22 protein-coding genes, 1 tRNA gene and 3 pseudogenes are annotated in these 26402 nt (G+C 60.7%); 13 read left to right on the top strand and 13 right to left on the bottom strand.

What is annotated here, in order from left to right; all coding sequences use genetic code 11:
• The 3 genes and pseudogenes from J7396_RS12660 to J7396_RS12670 form a co-directional block, all read right to left on the bottom strand.
• Nucleotides 1-197: pseudogene (locus J7396_RS12660) on the bottom strand (replication initiation protein); the annotation flags it as partial.
• A 95-nt stretch (nucleotides 198-292) separates the two neighbouring features.
• A complete protein-coding gene (locus J7396_RS12665) occupies nucleotides 293-451 on the bottom strand; it encodes a hypothetical protein (protein WP_209261538.1) in 159 nt (52 codons plus the stop codon).
• Nucleotides 444-617: a hypothetical protein gene (locus J7396_RS12670; RefSeq protein WP_209261539.1), complete on the bottom strand. Its 174-nt coding sequence runs from the start codon at nucleotides 615-617 to the stop codon at nucleotides 444-446. Before J7396_RS12670 ends, J7396_RS12665 begins: the two co-directional genes overlap by 8 nt.
• Nucleotides 618-747: 130 nt before the next feature.
• On the opposite strand from J7396_RS12670, the gene J7396_RS12675 reads away from it, so the two are divergent.
• Entirely contained in the window at nucleotides 748-1170 is a 423-nt protein-coding gene (locus J7396_RS12675; RefSeq protein ID WP_209261540.1) for a DUF3693 domain-containing protein, read from the top strand.
• Here the strand turns inward: J7396_RS12675 and J7396_RS12680 are convergent.
• The 4 genes and pseudogenes from J7396_RS12680 to J7396_RS12695 all read right to left on the bottom strand — a co-directional run.
• A pseudogene (locus J7396_RS12680) lies at nucleotides 1160-1753 on the bottom strand (AraC family transcriptional regulator); the annotation flags it as partial. The gene J7396_RS12675 and the pseudogene J7396_RS12680 overlap by 11 nt on opposite strands.
• Before the next feature lie 97 nt (nucleotides 1754-1850).
• Nucleotides 1851-4844: a Tn3 family transposase gene (locus tag J7396_RS12685; RefSeq protein ID WP_046936733.1), complete on the bottom strand. Its 2994-nt coding sequence runs from the start codon at nucleotides 4842-4844 to the stop codon at nucleotides 1851-1853.
• A gap of 23 nt (nucleotides 4845-4867) precedes the next feature.
• Nucleotides 4868-6139 carry a site-specific integrase gene (locus tag J7396_RS12690; RefSeq protein WP_017160758.1) on the bottom strand — a complete coding sequence of 424 codons (1272 nt, stop codon included), beginning with the start codon at nucleotides 6137-6139 and terminating at the stop codon, nucleotides 4868-4870.
• Nucleotides 6136-6549 (bottom strand): helix-turn-helix domain-containing protein, encoded by a 414-nt coding sequence (locus J7396_RS12695; protein ID WP_017160757.1) that lies wholly within the window; start codon nucleotides 6547-6549, stop codon nucleotides 6136-6138. Before J7396_RS12695 ends, J7396_RS12690 begins: the two co-directional genes overlap by 4 nt.
• Nucleotides 6550-6639: 90 nt before the next feature.
• Between J7396_RS12695 and J7396_RS12700 the strand changes: the two genes are divergently transcribed.
• The 9 genes from J7396_RS12700 to J7396_RS12740 all read left to right on the top strand — a co-directional run bounded on the left by J7396_RS12700 (nucleotide 6640) and on the right by J7396_RS12740 (nucleotide 18486).
• The gene (locus tag J7396_RS12700) at nucleotides 6640-8598 is read left to right on the top strand and encodes a cytochrome c/FTR1 family iron permease (protein WP_017160756.1); all 1959 of its coding nucleotides are present in this window, start codon (nucleotides 6640-6642) and stop codon (nucleotides 8596-8598) included.
• Nucleotides 8599-8622: 24 nt separating this feature from the next.
• The gene (locus J7396_RS12705) at nucleotides 8623-9240 is read left to right on the top strand and encodes a cation transporter (RefSeq protein ID WP_209029309.1); all 618 of its coding nucleotides are present in this window, start codon (nucleotides 8623-8625) and stop codon (nucleotides 9238-9240) included.
• 350 nt (nucleotides 9241-9590) lie between these two features.
• Nucleotides 9591-9971 carry a hypothetical protein gene (locus J7396_RS12710; protein ID WP_152412167.1) on the top strand — a complete coding sequence of 127 codons (381 nt, stop codon included), beginning with the start codon at nucleotides 9591-9593 and terminating at the stop codon, nucleotides 9969-9971.
• 54 nt (nucleotides 9972-10025) lie between these two features.
• Nucleotides 10026-11309 (top strand): TolC family protein, encoded by a 1284-nt coding sequence (locus J7396_RS12715; protein ID WP_017160753.1) that lies wholly within the window; start codon nucleotides 10026-10028, stop codon nucleotides 11307-11309.
• Nucleotides 11306-12277: an efflux RND transporter periplasmic adaptor subunit gene (locus J7396_RS12720; RefSeq protein ID WP_017160752.1), complete on the top strand. Its 972-nt coding sequence runs from the start codon at nucleotides 11306-11308 to the stop codon at nucleotides 12275-12277. Before J7396_RS12715 ends, J7396_RS12720 begins: the two co-directional genes overlap by 4 nt.
• A gap of 10 nt (nucleotides 12278-12287) precedes the next feature.
• Nucleotides 12288-15443: a CusA/CzcA family heavy metal efflux RND transporter gene (locus J7396_RS12725; protein ID WP_017160751.1), complete on the top strand. Its 3156-nt coding sequence runs from the start codon at nucleotides 12288-12290 to the stop codon at nucleotides 15441-15443.
• Between the two features lie 86 nt (nucleotides 15444-15529).
• Nucleotides 15530-16435: a cation diffusion facilitator family transporter gene (locus tag J7396_RS12730; RefSeq protein WP_017160750.1), complete on the top strand. Its 906-nt coding sequence runs from the start codon at nucleotides 15530-15532 to the stop codon at nucleotides 16433-16435.
• Nucleotides 16416-18071 (top strand): phosphoethanolamine--lipid A transferase, encoded by a 1656-nt coding sequence (locus J7396_RS12735; protein ID WP_017160749.1) that lies wholly within the window; start codon nucleotides 16416-16418, stop codon nucleotides 18069-18071. The genes J7396_RS12730 and J7396_RS12735 overlap by 20 nt, the downstream gene beginning before the upstream one ends.
• Nucleotides 18072-18207: 136 nt before the next feature.
• Entirely contained in the window at nucleotides 18208-18486 is a 279-nt protein-coding gene (locus J7396_RS12740) for a hypothetical protein (protein ID WP_017160748.1), read from the top strand.
• A gap of 15 nt (nucleotides 18487-18501) precedes the next feature.
• Here J7396_RS12740 and J7396_RS12745 read toward each other — a convergent pair whose 3' ends face one another.
• Together J7396_RS12745 and J7396_RS12750 are read right to left on the bottom strand one after the other, a co-directional pair.
• Nucleotides 18502-19599 carry a UvrD-helicase domain-containing protein gene (locus J7396_RS12745; RefSeq protein WP_017160747.1) on the bottom strand — a complete coding sequence of 366 codons (1098 nt, stop codon included), beginning with the start codon at nucleotides 19597-19599 and terminating at the stop codon, nucleotides 18502-18504.
• A complete protein-coding gene (locus J7396_RS12750; RefSeq protein ID WP_017160746.1) occupies nucleotides 19577-21157 on the bottom strand; it encodes an AAA family ATPase in 1581 nt (526 codons plus the stop codon). The genes J7396_RS12745 and J7396_RS12750 overlap by 23 nt, the downstream gene beginning before the upstream one ends.
• Nucleotides 21158-21430: 273 nt before the next feature.
• Here J7396_RS12750 and J7396_RS12755 point away from each other — a divergent pair, with 273 nt between their 5' ends.
• Together J7396_RS12755 and J7396_RS12760 are read left to right on the top strand one after the other, a co-directional pair.
• The gene (locus J7396_RS12755) at nucleotides 21431-22483 is read left to right on the top strand and encodes a DNA-binding protein (protein WP_046932389.1); all 1053 of its coding nucleotides are present in this window, start codon (nucleotides 21431-21433) and stop codon (nucleotides 22481-22483) included.
• 45 nt (nucleotides 22484-22528) lie between these two features.
• Nucleotides 22529-23155 carry an SEC-C domain-containing protein gene (locus J7396_RS12760; protein ID WP_052757257.1) on the top strand — a complete coding sequence of 209 codons (627 nt, stop codon included), beginning with the start codon at nucleotides 22529-22531 and terminating at the stop codon, nucleotides 23153-23155.
• A gap of 3 nt (nucleotides 23156-23158) precedes the next feature.
• Here the strand turns inward: J7396_RS12760 and J7396_RS12765 are convergent.
• The 3 genes and pseudogenes from J7396_RS12765 to J7396_RS12775 form a co-directional block, all read right to left on the bottom strand.
• A tRNA-Ile gene (locus tag J7396_RS12765) sits at nucleotides 23159-23261 on the bottom strand.
• Nucleotides 23262-23353: 92 nt separating this feature from the next.
• Nucleotides 23354-23905 (bottom strand): 3'-5' exoribonuclease, encoded by a 552-nt coding sequence (locus tag J7396_RS12770; RefSeq protein ID WP_046932391.1) that lies wholly within the window; start codon nucleotides 23903-23905, stop codon nucleotides 23354-23356.
• Between the two features lie 127 nt (nucleotides 23906-24032).
• A pseudogene (locus J7396_RS12775) lies at nucleotides 24033-24266 on the bottom strand (cupin domain-containing protein); the annotation flags it as partial.
• Between the two features lie 111 nt (nucleotides 24267-24377).
• Between J7396_RS12775 and J7396_RS12780 the strand changes: the two are divergent.
• The gene (locus tag J7396_RS12780; RefSeq protein WP_209261541.1) at nucleotides 24378-25403 is read left to right on the top strand and encodes an alpha/beta hydrolase; all 1026 of its coding nucleotides are present in this window, start codon (nucleotides 24378-24380) and stop codon (nucleotides 25401-25403) included.
• Nucleotides 25404-25953: 550 nt separating this feature from the next.
• Here J7396_RS12780 and J7396_RS12785 read toward each other — a convergent pair.
• Entirely contained in the window at nucleotides 25954-26262 is a 309-nt protein-coding gene (locus J7396_RS12785; RefSeq protein ID WP_033479010.1) for a metalloregulator ArsR/SmtB family transcription factor, read from the bottom strand.
• Between the last annotated feature and the right edge of the window lie 140 nt (nucleotides 26263-26402).

The raw sequence follows: 26402 nt of genomic DNA on the forward strand, positions 1-26402 counted from the left end.
AGCGCTGCGCGCTGGCCCTCTGGCGTCAACGCGACCGGATGCGCAGCGTCGAACTCAGCAACGCTCGTGCCCACAACACGCTTGTTGCTGTGGATCTTCTTTGCAGCCAATTCGGTGCGGCGCGTAGCGGCCTGAATGACGCCGATAGATGCATCGAACGCGGACAACTCACGCGATTGCGTGGGCTGTTCCTGCATGCGGATGCGTGCGTTTTTCGAGGTGCATGCAACGCACAAACCACCGGGGAAAAAATAGGCGGTGGGATCGCCGCAAAACGAGCAGGTGCCTGCACTCATCGGCCACCCTTGCGAGCAGCAGAAATGAAGAGGGGCGCAGCCAGCACACACACAACGAAAACGATGAAGGCGACATGCCCGAACAAAGCGAAAAGGCAGACGCCGGCAACAAGTGACACGACGAAATAAGAAGCGGCAAGGAGAAGATCAGCCACGGCGCACCTGCCGTTTCGCATTGGCAACCAGGGCGGCAGCGCGGTCGCTGGAATCCAGAGCTTGGAACACGCGCAGACGCGCGTAGCGGACATAGCCCAGGGCGGCGCGCAGAAACAGAAACGCGACCAGAACGACCAGAATGGCGAAGTTAACGTGATGCGTCACGGATGTTGCCCCCTCCCCTGCCCCTTGACGCGGACCCCGGAGGGGAGCCGGGGGTGCGCGGTGTCGAGTACCACTCGTCACGGGGTGCATATATACTAAAACTCGACACCCACGTCAAGTAAAACTCGATATGCAGACGATAAATAAATTGCTTGACACAGCGCTAAAAGCGTGCAATGAGCCGTCAGACCGCCAGTTGGCGAAGCATCTCGACGTGTCTCCCAGCGCGATATCGCTATGGCGCAAAGGCAAGCCGATCAAGGACGACCACTTGATGGCGTTGATCCACCTAGCTCAAGCGGACCCGGCGATTGCGGTGCTTGTGCGAACGGAAGGCGCTGAAAGCCCGGAGGCGAAGAAGGCCTGGAGCGTAGTGTGGGACAGACTGTCCCCGGTCACTACGGTGATCGGGGCGATGGTTCTGGCGATCGGCATGATGCCGGCGACGAGCAGAGCGAAACCCCTTGATATTCAAAAGCTTGCGCAGCTTGACCGCGCATATTCTGTATATTATGTAAAATCCCATGACTGGTCTGAAGCCGTCACAAGCTAGATTTCCGCCACATCCGCGGCGAGTGCCCCACTTGCGCCTTGAATGCACGCGAAAGCGCTGCCTCGCCGGCGTAGCCCACCTCGTCGGCCAGTTGCTTGAGCGGCCGGCCCTGGCGCAGGCCGCGTTGCACCAGCGCGATGCGCCAATCCTGCAGGTACTGGCCTGGAGTGCAGCCCACCGTGTCGTGAAAGCTGCGGGCAAAGGCGCTGCGCGACATGCCGGCACGGGCGGCCAGCGACTCCAGCGACCAGGGCTGGGCGGGATGTTCGTGGATGCCGACCAGGGCCAGGCGCAGCCGCGCGTCGGCCATGCCGGCCAACATGCCGCCCTTGGCGTGGCCTTGCTCCATCAGTTCGCGGATCACGTGCACCAGCACCACTTCGAAGAGCCGGTTGAGCACTGCCTGCCGCCCGCAGTGCTGTGCGAAGGCTTCTTCGAACAAGGCATGCACCAGCACCGCACCTTGGCGCAGCGCTTCCAGCGGCAGGCAAATGCACGCAGGCAGTGCGCGCACCAATGGATTGGCCGCGCCGCCGCTGAAACTCAGGTGCGCGCAGGCAAAGTCGGCCCCGTGCACCGGGTCGAGGGTCGGCAGGGAATCGTTACGTACAGGGCCAAAAACCACCTAAGCGATTGAAACACAATGATAAAGGCTTTGTCCCGATAGCGGATCTCCCCGTCTATGGGGCCTGTTCAAGGACTTTCGCTGTATAGCTCAGCGGCGCCACTTCCCTATCAAGGTCGAGATGGTAGTCGCCGAAACGATTGATGTGGCTGGTCCGATACGGCGACAGGCCGGCCAGGATCTCGGGCGTCAGTTCAATCCCCTCCTTCCGCATCTCAGCCAAGGTCCGGCTCATGCCCTCCACGTTGTGGAGGATGATCATGTTCGCGACCAGCTGGCTGTACTTGATGATCTTGCGCTGCTCGTGTTGGACGTTCTCAGCAATGATCCCCTGGCTGCCAAAGAACACCCATTTTACGAAGCCGTTGTACTCCTCGCTCTTGTTGGTCGCAGCATGGATCGTTTTCCGAATCTCGTTGTCATCGATGTAGCGCAGCAAGAACAGCGTTCGGACGGCCTTGCCAAGTTCCCGGAAGGCGAAGTACAGCTTGTTCTTCCGGCTGTAGGTGCCCAGCCGGCGCAGGATCGAGGACGCGGTGATTTTCCCCAATCGGATTGAGATCACCACCCGCAGCATGTCGTGGAGATGGGTCGCGATCAGTTGCCAGTCGATGCTGTCTCCGAACAGTGCCTGGATGTTCTTATAGGTCCTGCCAGGTTCGGGCCGAAAGAAAGTCAGATCCTTGATGTTTCGTATCCTGGGCATCAGCTGGATGCCCAGCATGTGGGCCAAACCGAAGACCGGGTAGCTCTGTGCCTGCGTGTCGCCATGGACGATCTCAGGCTGGATGTCGGACGTGTTGGCCAGCAGGCCATCGAGGATGTAGATGCCCTCGTGCACGCCACAGGGAATGAAGTGGCTGAACAGCGCCACATATTTGTCGGACACATGGTAGTAGCCGATGCCGCCGTAGCCGCCATAGCGGATGTGGTACTCCGACAACAGGTTGTCCTCGTAGACGCTCCATTTGGTGCCATCTGCTGAGGCGCTTTTCCCGCTGCCCCAATAGCCCGGCAGGTCGAATTTGTTGTAGGTATTGATGACCTCCACGATGGCCTTCTCAAGCACATCCTCGGTCACGTATTTCAGGTTCAGCCAAGCAACCTGGCGCCGGCTGAAGCCCTTGATCGACCGCGCCGTCTGCGTCGGACCCAAGTTGCAGCCATAGCAAAATAGTGTGGTGATCACACGTCGGGGCAGATCTTCGACTTGGCTCCCGGTGCCGGCGATCGGGTGGAAAAAACGGTGCAGATCCAACCATTGGCTGGCATCGATCAGCACATCGACGATGCTGGACTCTGGAAGCCGTTCGGCGATGAGGCGATCCACGGTGGTAATCGCGCTGGAGACTTCGGCGCGTTGCCCCTTCCGCAGCACCAAGCGCCCATCCAGGATGTCCGCATGCACGTTCTCCGGGAAACGCGCGTCGACCTCATCGGCCAAGGCGGTCAATTGTGCGCGCAACCCCGCCGCGAAAGACTCGGCGTCGGTGGGCAGGCCTGACACCTGGCCATAGGCTTCCAGTTCCTGCGCCAAGGTGGCCTCATCGACCAGCTGCTCGCGGTAATCATCAAAGCGCTCGCTGCTGGGAATGAAGAGATCTCCGGATTTCAGCTCGTCTTTGACCTGCACCAGCACGGCCAGCTCAAAGTACTTCCGGTGCATCCAGCCGGCGCCGGCCGCGCTGGCCCGCTTGCCGAACACGTGCTGACGCCAGAGCTTGGACATCCAGTCGAAGTCCTTTTCTGGGTCCAAACCGAGGGAAGCGACCTCGATCAGCTCACGACGCTGGTTGCGCAGCGAGAGCACGGCTGCGATCAACGGCTCCATGCCGGCATCGTGGCTGGTCGCCCGCAAGTTCATCAGCTCCAGCCCATTGAACAGCAGCGGCCTGACCACGCCATAGGGCTGCAGCATGAAAGGCAGGTAGTTCTTGCCGGCGTAGGCCATATGTTCTTCGCATTCGGCCAGCAAGGTCGACACTTCCGCTTCCAGGCTGTTGTCGATGGCATCCACGCGCTGACTATCGCTGCCGTCGAGCTGATAGGCCTGCAGGATCTCCTTGAGCTGGCCGATGAGGAAGTCGGCCCGCTTGGCATGTTCGAGCTGGTATGCCAGCAGCTTCTGCTGGGCCGTGTTCTCCAGCCCGCGCACCTGCTTGATGAACAACTCGGCGGCATCATCCAGCGTCTTGGCGTGCTGGGCGCGAATGAAGATGGTGGCCAGCGCATAGCGCTTGTCCTCAGCCAATTCGGCCAGTTCGCTGGCGTCATAGGCCCGAGCCATTGCACGGAATTGCTTGAGCTTGGGCACCGGCACATCGATAGGAGGCAGTTGGTCAGCCAACTGCTGCAGCATGCGGATGTGCTGCAGATAAAAACGAACTTCCTTGTTGGTCGGCCGGCCAGGCTCGCGCTTGAGCGATTGCCAGCCAGTAAATCTGGAGCCTTCCGGTGCGCGCAGCAATTCGTCAATGAGCGCGCGCGTGGCAGGCGTCAGTGCGTGACTGATGCTGCGGTAGTACCCCAAATTGACCCGCTCGCGTGCGCCAATGGCGGCCAGCTCCAGGGTGCGGAAGCCTGGCAGTTCGTAGCGGTGGTGCACCAGCTCTTCGAGCAGGACGTTCACGATGTCCGGGATAGTGTGTTTGGTCTGTGCTGCTCCGGTGGCCACTGTGTCCAGCCAAGACAACCCAGCTTTGTCCAAGGGACGCACCCCAATGAACTGCCGCAGCTGCGGCATATGCCGGCGCTGGCTGCCGGAGGCGTCATAGCGTTCGAGCTGGTCGGTGTCCAATACGCGCCCGAGTCGGGCGGCCTTGGCGATGTGCTTCCGGATCCGCTCGGGCACTTCGGCCAACACTGTGAAGTAACCCAAGCGCTGGAAGAGCTTGAGATGGATCAGCACCGCCAGTTGCGGACCCGGCTGGGTGGTCAGCTGCTTGGCGAATGCAATCTCAGCGGCGGTGGGGGTATAGATCTCCTCCAGTTCCTTGGCGGTGGGATCAGGCTTCAGTCGCGGGTAGGCGGTCTCGTGAAGGGTAGCCATTGGATCCGAAGGTTATGAGGGGATCAATCCCAATGCCGGCCGTCGTCTGTATTGAGAGACGCTTCCAGGAAACACTGGTGCGTATCGGCCATGCGGTGCATGTCATCGAGCAACGTGGCCAGGATTTCATCCAGATCCCGATCGGGATCGGTGGGAACAGCTAACCGGTACTCGCTGCTGGCGGTGTTCAGACGCACAGCCTGGAACGGAGCCAAGCAGATATCTTCAATCCGGCCCCGGGCCTTGGCCGCGCCGCGGCCCGCGCGGGCAAACGGGGTCAGCACCATGCGCAGACGGAGCTGCAGCGCAGATTTACTCTCGGGTGCCGGCAGTGCCATCGCCGGTACCGGCGCGGTTGGACTGGGTAGGCTCGCTTCAATGCGGTCCCGGGCAAACGGGTCACGCCCATTCAGGTAGCGCATGGCCGACTGCACATCGCGCCAGCCCACGTACTCCATCAACGCCTTCATGTCCCAGCCTTGGTCGTTGGCCCAGCTGGCAAAGCCTCGACGCAGCGAATGGCTACTGTGGAGCCCCGCATCGGCAAAACCGGCACTGGCCAGCAACTCGCGCAGCAGGCGCACCAAACTGTTGGGATGGAGCCCTTCAGCGCTGACCTGGCCCCATTGGTTGACCGCCCGAAACACCGGCCCTTCTTGCAAGTCAGCCGCCTGCAGCCACGCTTGGGTCGCCTCCACCGGACACAGCCGCGATAACGCCGGCACCTTATAGGTGACGCCGGCCGCCTGCCGATCGCCCTTGCTGCGCGGCAGGAAGCAGGTCATCCCCTGTCCCGGCACTAGCGTGAGGTGGGCCACTTCCAGACGCAGCAGTTCATCGCCACGGAAACCTCGCCAGAATCCGAGCAGCACCAGCGCTCGGTCGCGTTGATGGCGCAGCGCCGCCGCTCCGTCGCCGCGGGCATGCGCCGCAGCAATCGCTGCAGCCAACCAGTCATCGAGCTCGACCAGCCGCCGAATCTGGAGCGGCGCGGCTTGCTTGACCTGCCCGGGGTGCAGGGTCTGGATGCCTTTGAGCACCTTGCGCACCAGCGGCGACCGGGTGGGATCGACAAATCCGTGGTCGCGGTGCCAAGAGGCGATGGCGGCCAGGCGCTGGCGAAGGGTGCTGGTGGCCAGGGTCTGCGCATACGCGGCCAGGTATCGGGCCACGCTGTCAGGTGTCGCTGGGAGGTGGCCTTGCCACTCGACTTCAAAGTGCCGCAGCGCCGACGCATAGCTGCGCACCGTGTTCTGGCGCGTGGCCGCATCGAGGTAGCGGTCCAGTTCGGTCACTGGCGCGTGGCCTCCACAGCGACCGGCTGCCGCAGGGTCGACAGAATGGTGCATTCCGCCCGCTGCCCGCCGTGGCAACTGGCAATCACCCGTTCCAACTCGCTGGCCATGCGCTGCAGGTCGGCCATGCGCGCCCGCACGTCCGTCAGATGGCTGCGTGCCAGCCGATCCACGTCGCCGCACGAAAGCTCCTCATCGCCGGCCAGCTGCAGCAGGCTGCGGACCTCCTCCAGGCTGAAGCCTAGGTCCCGGCCGCGCGCAATGAAGCGCAGCCGCTCGATGTCGGCCGGGCCATAGACCCGGTAGCCATTGCCCGAGCGCCCCGGGCGCGGCAGCAGGCCGATCCGCTCGTAATAGCGGATCGTCTCCAGGTGGCATCCACTGGCGTCGGCAGCCTCACTGATTTTCATTCGTAGTACACTTGACTCCGTAGTAGCTACGGACTTTACGCTGAGCTCGTATTCGCCGCCACTCCGGCCGCGCCGCTGCGTGTGACGACCATGCCACTGCCCATCTCCTTGATTCGCTACTGCCTGATTGCCTTGCTGATCGGCTGGGTTCTGCCCGCTTCCGCTCAGGCGGAGCCTCCCACAGCAGACCTGCGCCAAACGTGGCAGATGCTCGATTACATCGCGGTCGACTACCCCGGCGCGGTCCAGGCCGGCCGCGTTATTGCCCCCAGCGAATACGCCGAAATGAGCGAGTTTGCTGGCGCCGTCCGCAGTCAGCTGGCGGCATTGCCCGGTGGCCCGAACCAGCAGGAGCTGACGGCCCAGGCCGACCGCCTAGTCCAGGCGGTGGCAGAGAAGGCCGACCCTGCGCAGGTAGCAACGTTGGCGCGCGGGCTCGGCACGGCGCTGTTGGCCCACTACCCGATCGGCGCGGTTCCGGCGAGCCCGCCGAAAACCTCCCAGGCCGCGTCCATCTACAGCCAGCAGTGCGCGGCCTGTCACGGCCCCACAGGTCACGGTGATGGCCCCGCCGCGCAAGCGTTAAGTCCGCCGCCGATCGCGTTCACCGATGCCACTCGCGCCGCGCAGCGCACCCCGCTGTCGTTGTACGAGGTCATTTCCCAGGGTGTGCCGGGTACCGGCATGGTCAGCTTCTCTGGGCTGTCAGAAAGTGATCGCTGGGCGTTGGCATTCTATGTGGGCAGCTTGGGGTACTCCTCGCAAGCCAAGGCTCAAGGTGAGGCGTTATGGCGCACCAGTACGGAGGCCCATGCACGCATTCCCACCCTCGAATCGCTGACGCGCACGCGGGAAGCCGATCTTGCCACCACGATGCCCGCTGATCAGGCAAACGCGATCATCGCCTACCTGCGTTCGCAGCCACAGGCTGTCAACGAAGCGGTACCAGGAGCCGATCGCTTTGCGGTGGCGCGGCAGCAACTGGCCGCCAGCCAGCGCGCTTACGCTGTTGAGGACCTGGCTCAAGCCAAAAAGCTTGCGCTCTCGTCCTATCTGGATGGAGTAGAGCCGCTTGAGCCCACGCTGGCCACGCGCAATCCGTCATTGCTGCGAGAGATCGAAACGGCCATGGCAGGCTACCGCGCGCAGCTGGACCAGCATGCGCCCGCGGCTGACGTTGCCGGGCAGGCAGCGCAAATTGCCCAGCTGTTTGATCGGGCGGACTTGGCGCTGCAGGACACCCGAATAGGCGCCAGCACCGCATTTCTGGGCAGCTTTACCATCCTGGTACGCGAAGGACTGGAGGCGCTGTTGATCGTGATTGGCATCGTGGCGTTCTTGCGTAAAGCCGAGCGGTCTGATGTGTTGCCGTATGTGCATGCGGGTTGGATTTGCGCGTTGTTGGCAGGTGCAGCTACCTGGGCAGTGGCCACTTACTTTGTTGATATCAGCGGTGCGAACCGGGAAGTCACTGAGGGCGTCTCGGCATTGTTCGCTGCCGCTGTCCTGCTCAGCGTAGGCATCTGGATGCACCAAAAGAGCCTTGCAGGACGGTGGCAGGAGTACCTGCACGCCAAGCTGACGACCGCGCTGACACGGCGCTCGGCTGTTTTTCTGTTCATGCTGGCCTTTGTCGCGGTGTACCGCGAGGTGTTTGAGACGATCTTGTTCTACATCGCGATGTGGAGCGACCAGGCGTCCACCGCCATCCTCGCAGGCCTGGTGGCGGGAATCGCGGTGTTGGCCGCGGTGGCGTACTCGATGCTGCGCATGAGCAGGCGACTGCCGATTAGCCGGTTCTTTTCGATCAGCTCGATTCTCATCGCGGTGATGGCGGTCATCCTGATCGGTAAAGGCGTGGCCGCGTTGCAGGAAGCCGGCTGGATCTCTCAAACACCGCTCGCGTTGCCGCGCATCGAATGGATCGGCCTGTATCCCACCTGGCAGTCGCTGCTGGCGCAGGTATTGGTAGGCACCGCCGCCATCGTGGGGTTCCTCGCCAATGCTCGTTCCGGTGTGCGTAGACAGCCAGGCGCAAACGAGCAATGAAACAACACAGCAGAGGACCAGGACATGAGTGATTGCGGGTGCCACCACGAGGCCAAGAACAAGGAGGAGCGGCGCATCCTCTGGATCGCCTTGGTGCTGAATGCAGCGATGGCCGTGATCGGCGGCATTGCCGGCTGGATTGCCCATTCCACCGGGCTGCTGGCCGACGCGCTGGACATGCTGTCTGACGCCACCGCCTATGCCATTGGCCTGGTCGCTATCGGGCGCACGGCGCGGTTCAAGGCCAACGCCGCGTGGGTCAGTGGCAGCGTGCTGCTGGTGCTGGGCGTAGGCGTGCTGGTCGAAGTCGGCCGCCGGGTGATGTACGGCGCCGAGCCGGTCAGCGGTTGGATGATAGGTACCGCTCTGGTCTCGCTGGCGGTGAATCTGAAAGTGCTCCGTATGCTCGCCCCATTGAAGTCCGGCGAAGTTCATCTGCGAGCGACCTGGCTGTTCACCCGAGCCGATGTGGTGGCCAACGTTGGGGTGATTCTGGCCGGCCTGTTGGTGTGGTGGCTGGCCAGCCCGTACCCGGATTTTGTGATCGGCGCCCTAATCGGCCTATACGTGATCAAGGAAGCCTTCGAAATCTTGGGCGACGCGCGCCGGGCTCGAGCCGACGCGCGCAACTTACCCGCGTGACAGCACTTGGCCGGCTAAGCAATGCCTACGCGGGCTACAGGTGGCACACCTGACGGTGGACCTCAACATGTCTCGCCAACCCTTGGGACTTGAGGGCAAGCTGCGTCACGCACCTTTGGAAACAGAGAGCGTCACTCGGCCTTGTCAGTACCGGCAAATACCACGTCCGCAGCTGCCCAATATCGGCTGAGCCGGGGTCCGCTGGGCGATCGCATCTGTTAAAGCCTGGAAAGCACGCGTCAGCTACTGCTGGGGTGTCCGCGCTCAGTGCGTGGACGTTGACGTATTGGAGTAATCAGGGGCTCAAACGAAATTGTCTAACGCTCAGAGCTTTGAGTACTATCCTACAAATGTCTATTGTCGCATCACGACTCCGCCGCTACCTGCGCCTTCCGGCGCTGGTGTTGCTGCTGCTCGCGGTGCAGATAAACCCGATCTTCGCTGCCATAGGTGACACGCACGAAGCTGCGCGAGGCCTAGCTGAGCACCTGCACGATCGTGACGAGCAGGTTCTCACTCAGGATGCAGCTCATGACGAAGATGGTCAGGGCGGCGACTTCTTTCACGCTCTAATGCACGCCTCTCACTGCTGTGGCCATCTAAGTGCAATTCCATCTGCATTTGCATTAAGTCTTCCACTGGCAGTGGCGGCCAGCGCGCCTGAGTCCGGACAGTGGCAAGCACGTTCGGTGCGCATTCGTTTCGATATCCGTCCTCCGATCGGTCTGTAATGGTCTATCGCTCTTGCGGGCGATCACTGTTTTGACCTTTTCCGGAGAATTCCCATGTGGTTGCGATTGGCGACACTGGTCGCCTGTGCCTTTGCGCCTGCGCTTTATGCGCAAGAGCAAGTGCCTAGTCAAACGTTAACTCTTCAACAGGCGATCGAACATGTCGCCCAGACCCATCCCGATCTTCGCTTGGTAGACGGCCAGCGTGCTGTGCTGCAGGCCAACTATGACTCGGCAAGCTTCAAGCCTGCCCTGACCATTGGTGCAATGGTCGAAAATGCCCTGGGATCTGGCGCCTATCGCGCATTCGACCAGGCAGAAGTCACCGTAACGCTCGCCGGCACGCTGGAACGCGGTGGCAAGCTTGACGCGCGCAAAGCCTTGGCTCAAGCAAATATCGACAAGTTGGCGCCACAGCGCGAAGTAACGCGACTTGATCTATTGGCTGAGACCGCACGCCGCTACTTGGCTGTCGCTGCGGCTATACGCCAACGCGAGATTGCCGAGCTGGACATCGAGCAGCGCCGCCGTACGGTCGACGCTGCCAAGCGCCGATTTGCGGCAGGTGCATCTCCTGAGTCGGTGGTGCTCACGGCACTAGCTGCATTGGCTGAGGCAGAGCTGGATCGCGATCGCGCTAATCAGGCTGAGAAGGCTGCGCGACAATCGCTTTCATCGCTCTGGAACAGCCTAAGCCCCGCCGCTGGTGCGGTGTCTGGCGATCCCATGGTGTTGCCCAACCTGGAGGACTTCGCTCTGTTGAGTGGCTTTCTGGCGCGTACGCCAGAGCTAGCACAGCTCGCCGGCGAAGGGCGCATTCGGGAGGCGCAGCTGCGCTTGGCCCGAAGTGATGCCACACCTGACATCCAATGGCAGGTCGGTGGCCGGGCCTTTCGCAGTGGCAATGACGTCGGCATCTTGGCGGGCTTCACCATTCCACTAGGCGCGTCGCGTCGCGCACAGCCAGGTATACGTGCGGCGGAAGCAGAACTGGCACTAACAAACGTGGAGCGCGAGGCATTGCTGGTCGGAATGAACTCAGCTCTTGCTACGGCTTATGGTGATTACAGCACTGCACAGCTGGAAGTGCAGCGACTGCAGAGCGATGTTTTGCCTCGACTGGCAAAGGCCGAGACTGCGGCCGACCGGGCCTGGCGCGCAGGAGCCATCAGCTACATGGAGTGGGCGTTGTTACAAGACCAGCGCATCCAAGCGCGGCGGCGTCAGCTCAACGCGGCGCTCTCGGCACAGGCTGCGCTCATCGAAATCCAGCGATTGCTGGGACAACCCATCGTTAAGGCGCAAGGCGCCTCGAATACGGATACCCCTTCGAAATGAAAATCTCCAACCCCATGAACGTGTTGGTGTGGTTTCTCGTGCTTGCCCTTGCAGGCTGCGGAGGCTCGAAGCAGCCGACAGAAACCGAACCCGGTGCGGGTCCTGCGAACACGCAGGGAGATGAGCCAGGCGGGCATGCAGAAGAAGCGGTTGAATCGACCACGATCTCAGCTGCGGATGCGGAGGCAAACGGCGTCAAAGTCGCTGTCGTTGGCAGCGGCAAGGTGGCCAATGAAATCGATGTGCAAGGCGTAATCCGGGTCATCGATGGGAGCGTGGCTCACGTCAGCGCACGCTATCCAGGGCGTGTGGCGGCGCTTCGCGTCAATGTGGGCGACAAAGTCACGGCAGGACAGAATCTCGCCAGTATTGAGAGCAATCTGAGCCTCAGCACATATGGCGTTGTCTCGCCAATCTCGGGAGTGGTGCTAAGTCGTCAAGCGCAGACAGGCGGCGGAGCGGCCGAGGGGCAGACCTTGTTTGAGATCGCTAACTTCAGCCGAGTGTGGGCTGACCTGACTGTCTTTGGGCGCCAAATCAGCGACGTGCGGCCCGGACAGCAAGTCACGTTAGAGAGTCTATATGGTGGACAACAGATCACCACTACGATCGACAGCGTGCTGCCGGGCACGGCCAGCGCATCACAGAGCACAGTAGCGCGATTGACATTGGATAACGCTAAGGACCAATGGCGCCCAGGTATTGCAGTGACTGGCAAGATTGCGACTCGCGCGCGCGACGCCGCTGTAGTCGTCCCACTTCAAGCTATCCAGACAATGGATGGTCATGAAGCAGTGTTTGTTCGCACCGGAGAACTCTACTCCTCTCGCGCCGTGAAATTGGGCGAGAAGGATGCGCGAGTCGTCGAGGTGCTGGATGGCCTAAAAGCTGGCGAAGAGGTTGTCATTGAGCAGAGCTACCTGATCAAGGCAGACATCGAAAAGTCTGGCGCCTCGCACGAGCACTAAGGAGACCGACATGCTAGAAAAAATTATTAGGATCTCCGTCAGCCACAGATGGTTGATGATGGCACTTACTGTTGTGCTGATTGCGGTTGGTGTGTGGAGCTTCAAACAGCTGCCCATTGACGTCACCCCAGACATCACCAACGTCCAAGTGCAGGTCAACACGGCAGCGCCTGGCTATTCGCCGCTAGAAGCAGAGCAACGCATCACCTATGCGGTCGAAACGGCGATGGCCGGCTTGCCGAGAATGGATTACTTCAGATCGATTTCTAGATACGGACTGTCGCAGATTACGGTGGTCTTCAAAGATGGCACCGATATCTACTTCGCTCGCCAGCAAGTGGCCGAACGCCTGCAACAGGTCAAGTCGCAAATTCCTGTCGGCATCGAGCCAACCTTGGGACCAATCGCCACGGGCATGGGGGAAATCTTCTCCTACACGATCGATGCCGATCCAAAAGCACGAAAAGCTGATGGCACGCCTTTTACTGCAACAGATCTACGAACTCTGCAGGACTGGGTAATTCGCCCTCAATTGCGCAACGTGCCTGGTGTCACTGAGGTGAACACGCTCGGCGGTTACAAACGTGAAGTGCACATCACGCCTGATCCGGCTCGCCTGCGTTCACTGGACTTGACTCTGGAGAGTTTAGTCGAAGCGCTACAGAAAAATAACCAAAACGTAGGCGCCGGCTACATCGAGCGCAATGGTCAACAATTTTTGGTGCGGATGCCAGCGCAAGTGGCGGACATCCCGCAAATCGAACAGATCGTCGTGGCCAACCGCGGTGGGGCCGTCATTCGTGTGCAAGACATCGCGCAGGTGGCGGACGGTGCAGAATTGCGCACTGGTGCAGCTACGCAGAACGGACACGAAGTTGTTCTGGGTACGGTTGTGATGTTGGTTGGCTCGAACAGTCGTGACGTGGCACAGGCCGCTGCGGCGCGCTTGAAAGAAGCAGAAAAGAGCTTGCCGAAGGGTGTCACTGCAACACCGGTCTATGACCGCACTGTGCTGGTGGATCGCACGATCAGCACGGTGGCGAAAAATCTGATCGAAGGCGCATTACTCGTCATTGTTATCCTTTTCCTGCTACTAGGAAACTTCCGTGCGGCCTTGATCACTGCTTTGGTGATCCCGCTGGCCATGCTATTCACGCTAACTGGCATGGCCCGTGGCGGGGTTTCAGCCAACCTGATGAGCCTGGGTGCGCTGGACTTCGGCCTGATTGTTGATGGCGCAGTCATCATCATCGAGAACTGCTTACGGCGCTTCGGCGAACGCCAGCACCATCTTGGCCGTCAGATGGACTTGGCTGAACGTTTCGAAGAAACGGCAGCTGCGACCGCCGAGGTGATCCGTCCTAGTCTGTTTGGCCTGGGCATTATTACTGCGGTTTATTTGCCGATCTTCGCGCTTACAGGGGTGGAGGGGAAGATGTTCCACCCGATGGCCATCACTGTAGTGCTGGCGCTGACGGGTGCCATGATCTTGTCGTTGACCTTTGTGCCGGCCGCAATTGCCCTTGCGCTCAGTGGGAAGGTCGATGAGAAGGAAAATCGCATCATGGCCTGGATGCGGCGAGGTTACGAGCCACTGTTGAACTTCAGTCTACGACGTGGTGCGCTGGTCGGCATTGCGGCTGTGGTGTTACTTGGCATCAGCGCATTAATGGCATCGCGGCTAGGCAGCGAATTTGTACCCAGCCTGGATGAAGGCGACATTGCACTGCAGGCGATGCGTATACCCGGCACAAGCCTGACGCAATCGATCGGGATGCAGCGAGTCCTTGAGGAGCGCTTGGCGAAAATGCCCGAGGTTGAACGGGTGTTCTCAAAGATTGGAACATCTGAAGTAGCCTCTGACCCCATGCCACCTTCTGTGGCCGATACATTCGTGATGATCAAGCCGCGCGATCAGTGGCCCAACCCCAAAAAACTAAAAGCCGATCTGGTCTCGGAGGTGGAAAAAAGCTTAGAGACAATTCCGGGGAACAACTATGAGTTCAGTCAGCCGATCCAGATGAGAACGAACGAGCTCATCTCGGGCGTGCGAGCGGACGTGGCCATCAATGTATACGGCGACGACCTGGCGACGTTGCTGCAGATCGGACAGAAGGTTGAACAAGTTGCGAAGAACGTCGCCGGCGCGGCAGATGTCAGGGTCGAACAGGCCAGCGGACTTCCGTTGCTGACAATTGAACCTGATCGGCGAGCCTTAGCGATCTATGGCCTCAGTGCGGATGATGTGCAACGTACGGTTTCCACAGCCGTGGGCGGTGAAGTAGCCGGACAGCTATTTGAAGGTGACCGTCGATTTGATCTGGTAGTCCGGCTGCCCGAATCATTACGACAGAATCCTGCTGCGATAGAGAGCCTGCCGATTCCTCTGCCCGCCGATGCTAGTGCTGCAGCCGGCAGTGTTGCCCGGACAGTGCCGTTAAGTGAGGTAGCCAAGGTGATCGCAAGCGAAGGGGCTAACCAGATCAATCGCTACAACGGCAAACGTCGCATCGCTGTCACTGCAAACGTGCGGGATCGCGACCTGGGTGGCTTTGTGGCCGAACTGCAAAGCCAAGTGGGCAGTAAGGTGCAGGTGCCGAGTGGTTACTGGTTGGAATACGGTGGCAGCTTCGAGCAGCTGATTTCAGCGAGCGAGCGGTTGGCTATTGTTGTGCCGGTGACGCTGGTGTTGATCTTCGCTTTGCTTTTTATGGCTTTTGGCTCGATCAAGGATGCGGCAATCGTTTTCAGTGGAGTACCGCTGGCACTGACTGGTGGCATCCTGGCGCTGACCGTGCGTGGCATCCCCTTGTCCATCTCGGCAGGAATCGGTTTCATTGCGCTGTCCGGCGTGGCAGTGCTTAACGGTCTTGTGTTGATCAGCTTCATCAAGTCTTTGCGCGAAACTGGCACAAGCTTGGCGGATGCTGTGCGCGAGGGCGCGCTAAGCCGACTGCGACCAGTTTTGATGACCGCCCTGGTAGCGTCACTTGGCTTTGTACCCATGGCCTTGAATGTGGGGGCTGGCTCGGAGGTGCAGCGCCCGTTGGCGACGGTAGTGATCGGTGGAATCATTTCATCAACTTTGCTGACACTGGTCGTGCTGCCGGTGCTTTATCGCTGGGTACATAGCAGGTTTGCGAATCGCGCAAGCACGGCGTCCTAAGTCAATCAGTATTGCCCCTGCCGTGAAGTCACGGCCGGGGCCATCGGCTGGGCCCAGCTTCAACTCTGGTCCATGGGAGAACTCAAATGAGTGGAAACCACGATCACGGTGTTTCCGAGGTCAAATTCGAGAAGCCACTATGGTGGGCGCTCGTCCTGACGGCCACGTTTCTGGTCGCGGAAGTCATCGGCGGGCTGATCACTAATAGCCTCGCTTTGCTGTCCGATGCTGCGCACATGATGACCGACGTCATCGCGCTCGGTGTCTCCTTGTTCGCTGTTCGCATGGCCAAGCGGCCTGCAGATCTCAGCAATACTTATGGCTATGCTCGCATGGAGGCACTGGGGGCATTGATCAATGGGGGCCTGTTGTTCCTTGTGGCTTTCTACATCCTGTGGGAGGCAGTGGGCCGCTTTCGGCAGCCTCCAGAGGTTGCTTCAACTGGCATGTTTGTAGTGGCGGTACTTGGGCTGGTCGTCAATCTGATCTCGATGCGCCTATTGAAAGCAGGTAGTGGGGATTCGCTCAATGTTAGAGGTGCATACCTGGAAGTGTGGAGCGACATGCTGGGCTCCATTGGCGTGATCGTGGGCGCAGTCATTATCCGATTCACGGGCTGGACGCTAATCGATCCCATCATTGCTGTCGCGATTGGCCTGTGGGTGCTCCCGCGCACGTGGACCTTGCTGAAAGCAGCCTCACATGTATTGATGCAGGGTGCTCCATCTGGAGTTGCAGTCGAAGACGTGCGCGCTGCACTGATACGCAATCGCAACGTAAGCGAGGTGCATGACCTGCACGTATGGTCACTGTCCAGCAAACGTCCGGTCTTGACCGCGCATGTAGTGTTGCAGAAAGAGAGCGCTCCTTTAGATGAGGTCCGGAGCGAACTCAGCGCGACTGTGGATGAGCTATTTGGGATCGAGGAGATCACCCTACAGATTGAACAAGTGTCATGCGCTGATGAGGGCAATGCGCATGGGCATTCATGAGCGCGCTCGTGCGCTACTGAAGCGACCGCTTATCAGTCCCGAACTTTTAGTCTGGAGCGTCGCAGTCTATGCGGCGCTGATGCTGAATCCCGCGTTTTGGCGGGCAGTCACTGCCTCAGAGGCCTTGAACGGTTTCACAGGCGCAACATCCCGAGTCTGTATTGCGCTCGTTATGGTGGCTCTGAATGTCATTGTGGTACGACTTCTATGTACACGCTGGACAATCAAGCCAGTGCTGATCAGTTTTACTTTGATCACTGCAGTGCTGTCCTATTTCTCGCTCCAGTATGGCGTGCACTTCGACGTAGGTATGGCGCGAAATATCCTGGCAACAGACGCATCCGAATCTAACCAACTATTGACCCGCAACCTAGTTATGGGTGTGGCGTGGTCTGCTAGCTTCCCTATCCTTGTGCTGCTCTTTGTTCAGGTGACCTGGAGACCGCCGCTCGCTTCGCTGCTGCGGGCATTGGGTACGGTCGCCATCGCATTGGTCGTGTTGGTGGGCGCGGCAATCGCCGGATTTAAGGATATCTCGCCGCTAATGCACAACAATCGGGAAATGCGACATCTAATTGCTCCCGAAAACTTGCTGGTCTCATTTGTCCGTGTCGCTGCAAAGGATGGCTTGGGGCCATATCGGGGCCCTCGGACTGTGCTCGCGCCCGATGCGATCCTGACACCTGGACACAGCACGTCTCAGCGGCCTCATGCCCTGATCATCGTTATAGGTGAGACAGTCAGGGCTCAAAACTGGGGCCTGAATGGGTATTCACGGCAGACGACCCCCAGGCTTGTGACAGAAGACGTTACAAACTTTCGTAATGTTCGGGCCTGTGGATCGAGTACAGCGGTCTCATTGCCGTGCATGTTCTCAGCGTTTGGCCGCAGCAATTACGATGAGCAGAAGATTGAACGATCAGAGTCGCTGCTTCACATCCTGGCGCGAGCTGGCGCCGATGTCAGTTGGCGAGACAACCAAGGCGGCTGCAAGGGCGTATGCGATGGCTTGCCGTTTGAGTCGTTCCGTGATCAGCAAGACCCCGCCTTGTGCAGTAGCGAAGGCTGCATGGATCAGATACTGCTTAAAGGCCTACAAGAACGTATCGCTAGCTCGCCCGGTGATGTTGTGATCGTGCTCCACCAATTAGGAAATCACGGGCCTAGCTACTACCAGCGGTATCCGCAGCGGCTCCGCAAGTTCACGCCGGATTGTCGAAGCCCGGACATAGGAGAATGTACCGTCGAGGAGGTCGTTAACGCTTACGACAATGCCATCCTGGCTACTGACGAGATGGTAGCTGCTGCCATTGATCTACTGAAGGGCGTCACCACACACGACAGTGCGTTGATTTATCTATCAGATCACGGTGAATCTCTAGGCGAACGCAATTTGTATCTGCATGGCCTGCCGTATGCGATCGCGCCTGATACCCAAATGAAAGTTCCGATGTTGACGTGGCTATCCGAAGGCATGGCCCGATGGCGCGGGTTGAATCGTCCTTGTCTTGAGCGGCGTGCTCGGGAACCTGCCTCGCACGATAATCTTTTTCATTCGGTTCTGGGTCTAATGCAAGTTGGATCAAAGGTCTACGACCCTCGCAAAGATGTGTTCGCAGGTTGTACAAAATCATGAAGAGGCCGTCAGGAACTGCCGAGGCACGAAGCATGGGGCTGCATTTTCATATCCTGTCAGAGCTCCCGCGCTCTAGAGTGGATGCGTTGCGGCCTACCAGCCGCGTCTGTTGCACTGCCTTGGAGTCCTCGACACTATGAACGAGATGAACATCGAACAAGTTCGTGCGGCGATGTTTACCGACCCCGGTGTGAAGGCGGTGGACGATCTACGCCTGGTCCCCGGGAAAGAACATGGCCGTGCGATCACGGCCACCATCACTGTCGCTGCGCCCTCGGTCGATCTGAATCTGGTGCACGCCGTGATTGCCAAGGTGCTTGCCGATCAATTCGACATTGATCAAGTCATGCTGTGCTTCAACGACCCGGGCCCGGTACCGCCGCCGCCCACCGGCGCGCCGTTAGAGAAGATGTGATCGCTGCCCGTGGCTCTATGCGTCTGCGCTGGCAGGCGCATAGAGCTGATGACCCGGCAGCGCACACGCGCCGGCATACACGAATGCCACGCTCTGGCGTGCTCGGGTGAAGGCCACATAGTATTTCGGTGGCGCGGTGACGCGGGATGCATCGGCCGTGCGCAGGTACAGCGTCAATGGCCCGTTGGGGAAGATCAGTACACGCCCATAGGTCCGGCCCTTGCACTGGCCGAAGTTCACGGCCGGCAACCCATCACACGCTTGCCGCCGGTCGTACCGAAGCACGGTGGGAGCGAATTCCTGCATGTACGCAGCCACATGCTCGGGAGCGATGAGGTAGATGCCATCGTGCCCGGTGACCTCGCCATTGCCTGACTCGGTCCGTGGCATCTGCGGGTAGAGCGCGTCGGCCAAGTCGCAGAGCGTCTGGACACAGCGCAAGCTGATGAGGCGGTGATCGAGCTGGCATAATCCATCCGCTTCCCAAATCCGGAACAACGCTGCCAGGTTCGGCCCGCGATATTGACTATGCCTTTGCGCATAGTTGGTGGCATACGTCGCCTGCCGCGTATCACCTACCAACGTAATGGCGATATCGCTCTTCAACAGCCGCTCGACCAGATCCAGATCGTAGCCGGCCAGGTCCTGGACCTCGTCGATGTAGAGCTCGTCGTACATGGCCGCCAGGCGCGCCATCACTTGACCTTGGGTCAGTTCATCGCATCGCACAGCAAAGTCGGCCGCCCGATCGGAATACATCCGGTTGCCCGCCAGATAGTGTCGCGCGGCTTGGGTGCGTGGGGCCCGATTGTTGGTGAGACCTTCCACGAACAGGATCGTCTCTACCCGAGGCTCGGCGCAAAGCGCAGCTTGGTACGGGCGGATGCACTCGCGCAGCAGAAAGCCATACCAGCTGTGCAAGGTGACATGCGCGGGGACTGCGCCGGCGTGAACCTCAAACGAGCGCCGGATCTCTTCAAGGTTCTCCAGCGTGTAGGTAACAATCGCGATGCGGCGCCCAGGCCGCTCCAAGGCCTGCCGAACCAGCAACGTGGTCTTGCCCGAGCCGGCCGCTGAGAGCAGGACCCGGTTAGGTGATGGCACGCTGGACATAGTCCGGGAACCTGATCGAGTGCCGGCTGTTGAAGATCGCCAGGGCCGTATCGGTCTTGTGACCTTTCATGTACTTGAGCAACGCCACCTCATCGGCGAATGACTTGTCCAGCACGGTGTTGAGCTCGGACACAGAATTGGCTTTTATCAGTTGCTCTTCCAGCGACGGGGCGCTTTCGTCGGAATCGTAGTAGATGGCGTTGGGATAGTCGGCGTAGCGTTCCTGCACAACGGCGATATCGCCATCGTTGTCGGTGATCACCTTGGCTTGAATTCTCAGCCGATCTGCAATCTGCAAGAAGCGCTTGAATGCCAGCGACTTGACCGAAATGATGTCTACGCCATGAGCCATCGGCGCCACGCCGTGGTGGTCGCTGTAGGCACGCTGCACGATCAGCTCATCAGAAGGGCCCTCCACCAGGATTGCCTGCTTGGCCAGGATCAGCCGCAGCGTGTCGTGGCCTGGCAGCTTCATGAAATAGTCGTGTGTATCGCTCGGCAGCTGGTCCAGCTTCATCTGGCCCTGCGCGCTGAACAGGATCACGTTGTCCACGCCCAGCTTGTTCAACACGAAGCTGCTGTGGGTGGCGATGATCACCTGCTGCGCGGTGGAGAGGGTCGCAATCTTGTCGATCAGTTGGGTCATGCTGGAGAAGGACAGATGGTTCTCCGGCTCCTCGATCAGCAGCACGTGGGCCGCCCCTGCCGCGTGCATGGCCAGCTTCATCTTCACCGCGCTCTGTTCCCCCTTGCCGGCCTGGGTGAAGGGGAGCTCATCCAGGTACGGAGACAGGCTGGTTTCCCATGTTGAGCGCGGCGATGTATCCACCCCCACCGTCAGCGCTCGGTGGCTGATGTCCCCGGTGTGCTCGGTCAGGTAGGCATTGATGGCCGCCACATCGGCTTCTTCGGAGAAACTCTGCCGCATGCGACGGAAGCTCAGCGACAGCGAGACGCGCTGCGCAGGCGTCAGTGCCTGCTCGATGATGCCGGCAATATAGCGATCGGCACCGGACAAGGTCTTGATGCCGTGCGTGTCGATGATGGTCGAGTCGAACGGAATACTGCGGGCGGTGACGCCATTGTTGGCGAAGGAATACCATCGCACCGTGTAGTACTCCACCGGCAGGCTGACCGCACCCTGGTGCTGCTGCAGGTAGGCGTTGAACTCCTCGCGGTAGTCGTCGTTGAGCTCGACCAGCAGCCGGATGCCGGCGGTATCTAGGCGCAGGGAGTTGTTGGTGCCGCGTAACGACGCCAGCGCGGCATCGCCGCCCAGATAGGCTTCGATGGAGATCCGTGGCGGCGAGGCCGGCGTGCCTGCTGCAAGCGCCGCGAAGTACTCCCGCACCGTCGGCTGATGGAACAGGTAGGGCGTGAGCTCGTAGGCGAGATTGCGCCCATGCAGCTGGCCGGTGACCACCGCGTGGATGGCCTCCAGCAGAGTGGACTTGCCGACCTCGTTATCGCCCACCACCAAGTTCATGTGGGCGTTGAGCGGCAGGTCCAGATGGCGAAACGACTTGAAGTTGTCGATGACGATACGTTCGATCGGCATGCACAGTCCTTTGATGGCCAACGAGTTCGGTGGCGGCGCCTGCTTGCACCCCGGCTGGCCTCCTTTCCGCTCTGGGCCATACTACCCAGCGATCGCCGGCCTTGGGCGGTTTCGTACCGTTTTGACGACTTGAAATGGCCGAAACGCCGGTTACGCGGGATAATTCCATATTATCCCGCTTGATGTTTAGGCCGCAGGCTCGGCCCTCATTGACGTTGAATAGTACGTAATTACATGGTATGTAATCAATTACGAAATAACCGGAGTGGACGCATGGCTCGGTCTGGCTTGTACAAAAGCGATGTGCAGCGTGCCCGGGACACCCTCCGGGCCGAAGGCAAGAACCCCTCGGTAGACGCCGTCCGCGTAGCGCTGGGCAACACGGGGTCTAAAACCACCATCCACCGCTACCTGAAGGAGCTGGAAGTGGAGGAAGGGCAAGGCCCAGGCGCCAAAATCGCGATCAGCGACGCCCTGCAGGACTTGGTCGGTCGTCTGGCCGAACGGCTGCATGTCGACGCCGAAACGATGGTCGCGCAGGCACAGGAACGGTTCCAGGCCGAGCTGCACGAGCGCACCCAAGCCTTGGAACAGGCCCGGCAAGAGGCCGGGAACCTCAGTGTGCAGCTTCAGCGCACCGAGACAGCTCTGCAGACAGAACGCGAGGCGAGCGAAGCCGCCAGGGGCGAGGTGGCCAGCCGCACCACCGAGCTGGCAAAACTGCAGGAACGCATTGTGGGCCTCACTGCGCGGCTGGCAGAGCACGAAAGTCACGCGCGCTCCCTGGAGCAGAAGCACGAGCATGCCAGGGAAGCCCTTGAGCACTACCGCACCTCGGTTAAAGACCAACGCGAGCAGGAGCAACGCCGGCACGAGCACCAGGTGCAGGAATTGCAGGTCACTCTGCGCCAGGCCAACGAAGCATTGACCGCCAAGAACCACGACCTGGTGCAGCTCAACCGGGAGAACGGCCAGTGGCTGGAGCGTCACACTCGATTGGAAAAGGAGGTGGCGCAGCTGCGCCAGACCATCCAGACGCAACAGGGCGACCTCGATACGCTGCGCCTGACGGCGGTCGAACACCAGGCGCTGCAGGTGCGCTGGGGCCAAGACGCTCAGAGTTTGGACGCCGCTCGGCAGGACCTCGCACAAGCCAGAACCGAGCTGGCCCAGGAGCGCGAACGACGCGAGCAGGCCGAAGCGGAAACCCTGCGCGCCACAGTGCGCCTGAGCACTCTGGAGCCGCTGTTGGCCCAGCTGCAGCCGGCCAGAGCCGGCGGCAAAGGCACCAAGCGGATCTCATCGGAAGAGACGCCGGGGTCATAGCCTAGGAAGAGAACATCAGGCGCCACGATCGCAAGGAGCTTCACCATGAGCGTAGTCACCACCACACCCCCGGAAATCACCCGTGCGGTGCGGCGCTTAACCGATTCGGTCGTACGCGGCGCAGAACCGGTCTATCTCGATGTACGGCCGGAAGCCGACGCGATCGTGCGCGAGTGCTTTCCCAACGTGCAGGCCAAGGTCGCGCGCGACGGTGGTCAGATGCTGTGCGGGTGGCAGCTGTGGGAATGGCCGCACGTGCTGGTCGAGGCAGAATTCCATGCGGTGTGGGTCAGCCCTGAAGGGGAAATGATCGACATCACGCCAAAGCCCGAAGGCGAGAAGCGCATTCTCTTCGTGCCGGACCCGCGCAGACGCTACGAGGGCCTGGCCATCGACAACGTCCGCATGCCATTACGCGATGACCTGCTGATCAAGCACTTCATCCAGATGTCCGAAGCGATCGTCCGGGTGATGAACCGCGGCGAGCGATCATCCCAGTATGGCGAGGTCAGCGTGCCCGCCGATGAAATCCAGCCCCTGCTACAGGCGAGGGATTTCTTGGGCCAGTCACTCGGTGCGGGATTGCGCGAGCATGCACCGTGCCTGTGCGGCAGCGGCAGCAAGTACAAGCGCTGTCATGGGACGCAAGTAGAAGCATTCTTCCGTCGTTGACGGTGGTGCCCCTGGTCGGAATCGAACCAACGTGTACGCGCTTATCTGGCGCGTGCTCTCACCGGGGTATAAGGCCGGCGCTCTGACCATCATGAGCAACAGGGGCGTGATCGATCGATGCGATCACGCCGGTATTCGAAGGTCGAGCTGGCTCAGGCGGTTCATGGGGCAAGCATACCGGGGATGGACGCCATGCCGCTATCCCCGGGCGCGGCGGTAGGAGTGGGCCCACGCCGGAGCAGGGATGCGGTCGGTCGCCACCAGCCAAGCCATCCGCAAGGCCTGCGCGTCCACCAAGGCATGGTGGCGCCTGGCCCTATGTTCCGGATGGGCCGCGAACCAATCTTCCACCAGCAATCCCGGAAGACCTTCCTTCGACATGCGTGTCATGACCGGCGCCGGCCGGGGCCCGCACGCGGCAACCTGGTCATCGGGTAACTCAAACCCATCAAGGGCGTACCGCAGCAGCTGGAGATCGTTCGGGAAATCCGCCATCACTGCCGGCGCGTCGACCTCGCTGAGGAAGGCGCGCAGCTCGGTAGTCAAGACAGCATCAGCCAGGGCTGCGTCGCCGCGGTCTAGCAGCGGGTAGACGCTTTGACGAACGAAGTCGGTGGGAGCCTCGGGCAGGCTGGCTCGCTCAGCGTAGAAAAGGCGGTCTCCACCTTCGTTCACCAGCGCCAGACTCACCAGCTCGCTGCCCGTCACATCGGCCCACTCGGTGTCCAAGAAGTAGTACGTGGTGGTCATGGTTGAATGGTGCCACAGCTCCCTGGGGAGGGCCGCCCCTGGAAGTGCGGCCGAGGGTAGAATTCACCGATCCATCAATCGGTTATCGAAGATCTGGCCGTGTTCGTAACGATTCCCTGCCAACCCTCGGGTCGGTGTCGAAGCGGTGCGCAAGTGCGCGCGGATACAACAGCAAACTGGGCCGGTCGATCTGCAGGTGGCTGCCGTCGCCGTTGTGGACCACCACCGCGCCCTGGCGAATCAGGTGCAGCTGGCCCCGGTCACCACTGTCGAGCTGGTTGATGCCGCACAGCGCGCCGGCATGGAAGACCTCGGCGGTCACCGAGAAATGGCTCAGCAAGGCGGCCAGACGGTCGACCATCTTGGACTCCAGGTAAAGTTTCATGGACGATTTTCGGCCTATCGTATCGCCTTGACGCGCAAAGTCACTCCTGTCGCCGGCGCCCTGCCCGGCTTGTCCAGGAACCGCATCATGAAGACTCCCCTCGCCCTTATTGCCACCACGCTGCTGGCGGCATCGGTTGGCACTGCTGTCGCGGCCGCACCCAGCGACCAGCCGGCGCCATTGCGCCCGGTCGCAGACTTCCTCAAGGCGCTCAACAGCGGTGGCGGCACGCCGATCGAGCAGCTGAGCCCCGCGCAGGCGCGGCAGGTGCTGACCAACGCCCAGGCCAATACACCCCTGCCGGCGGCTGATGTCAGCCGCAAGACCATCCAGGCCAACGGCAAGCCGCTGAACCTGGTGATCGTACGGCCGCCGCATAGCACTGGGCAGGTGCTGCCGGCTTTCATGTTCTTCCATGGCGGCGGCTGGGTGCTGGGCGACTTCCCGACCCACGAACGCCTGATCCGCGACCTGGTCAATGCCTCCGGCGCAGCGGCGGTCTACGTCGATTACACGCCCTCGCCGGAGGCGCGCTACCCGGTGGCGATCCATCAGGCCTATGCCGCCACGCGTTGGGTTGCCGAACACGGCATGGAGATCGGCGTGGATGGCCAACGCCTGGCACTGGCCGGCAACAGCGTCGGTGGCAACATGGTGGCGGCAGTGGCGCTGCAGGCCAAGGCAGCAGGCACGCCGGCACTGCGCTACAACCTGATGCTGTGGCCGGTCACCGACGCCGCGTTCGACAATGACTCGTACCAGCGCTACCAGAGCGGCTACTTCCTCAGCCGCAACATGATGACCTGGTTCTGGGACAACTACACCACCGACCCCAAGGCCCGCGCCGAGATCACTGCTTCGCCCCTGCGCGCTACCGCCGCCCAGCTGGAAGGCTTGCCGCCGACCCAGATTCAGACGGCGGAGCTGGACGTATTGCGCGATGAGGGCGAAGCCTTCGGTCGCACGCTAGATCAAGCAGGTGTCGAGGTGACCGTGACGCGCTACAACGGGCTGATCCACGATTACGGCCTGCTCAATGCGCTTCGGGACGTATCGGCAGTCCGTGATGCGATTCGCCAAGCCGGCGATGGATTACGCGAACACCTGAAGTAAGCGCGATAGCGGAATGGCTCTGTGGCCGCCGCTTCCGCAGTTGGCTCGGCCGGTAGACGATGGCAAGGAACCGTTGAACTGTCAGGAAGGAAACCGTGACTGAGCCGTGTCACGTTTCAACGTGCCAACTCGTCCAGGGCGCGGATGACCCGTGCCGAGTGCAAGCTGGTGTGGATTCAACTTCATCGATCCGCGATTGCAGTCATCGTTGATGTTGAAGGTGCGGAAGCGGCGGCCAGGCCACGAGGCGTCGGACATGAAGTCTGCCTGCCAGGTGTGGTTCGCCGCTTGCGGGATCTCCAGCGGCGCGGATGCGATCAGGTCGCCGACGCTTGCCGCGACATGGAAGAGTGAGGTTCAGCGCGGTCTGGACCCGCCAGGCACGGTTTTTGCCCCGACCCCGCGACCGCCACGCCGACTCCATAGGCAGGTCAAATCCGTGTCCGGGGTCGTCCGTCAGATGCGCCTGGATTACGGCGATGAGCTAGCCAGCGTCGCGCGGCGCGGACGGCAATGCTGCGCAGATCGGAGCAGCTGCATCCATAGCGCATTACTCAGGGACGCGATCGCCATGGTCATCCTCCGCACAAAAGATCGCATGCATGGCGCTCAGCAAGGCTGCCACTTTTGGGTCGGCCAAACGATAAATGATGGATCGAGATTCGCGGCGAGTCAGGACCAACTGCCGCTGACGCAGGTCGGCCAGTTGCTGGGACAAGGCGGGCTGCCGAATGCCTGTCGTCGCTTCCAGGCCACTGACGGTGGATTCGCCTTGCGATAACTGGCACAGCAACAGCAGGCGTGACGGTGTGGCCATGAAACGGAGCAGCTCGGCCACGTCTGGGACGCGCTCCTTCATGGCGGCAAGAGCATCGGTGGAGAAAGCGGATTCGGTCACGAGGCGTGGGGACTGCGGATCAGGAATGTAGAGGGTAACGGCTAGGCACTGCGGCTGAACGAAAACGGCCAGCGCCAATCTGATAGTTGCACAGTATAAGT

Origin of the sequence: Xanthomonas sp. A1809 (assembly GCF_017746015.1) — a bacterium.
In the GTDB taxonomy this organism is placed as follows: Bacteria; Pseudomonadota; Gammaproteobacteria; order Xanthomonadales; family Xanthomonadaceae; genus Xanthomonas; species Xanthomonas euvesicatoria.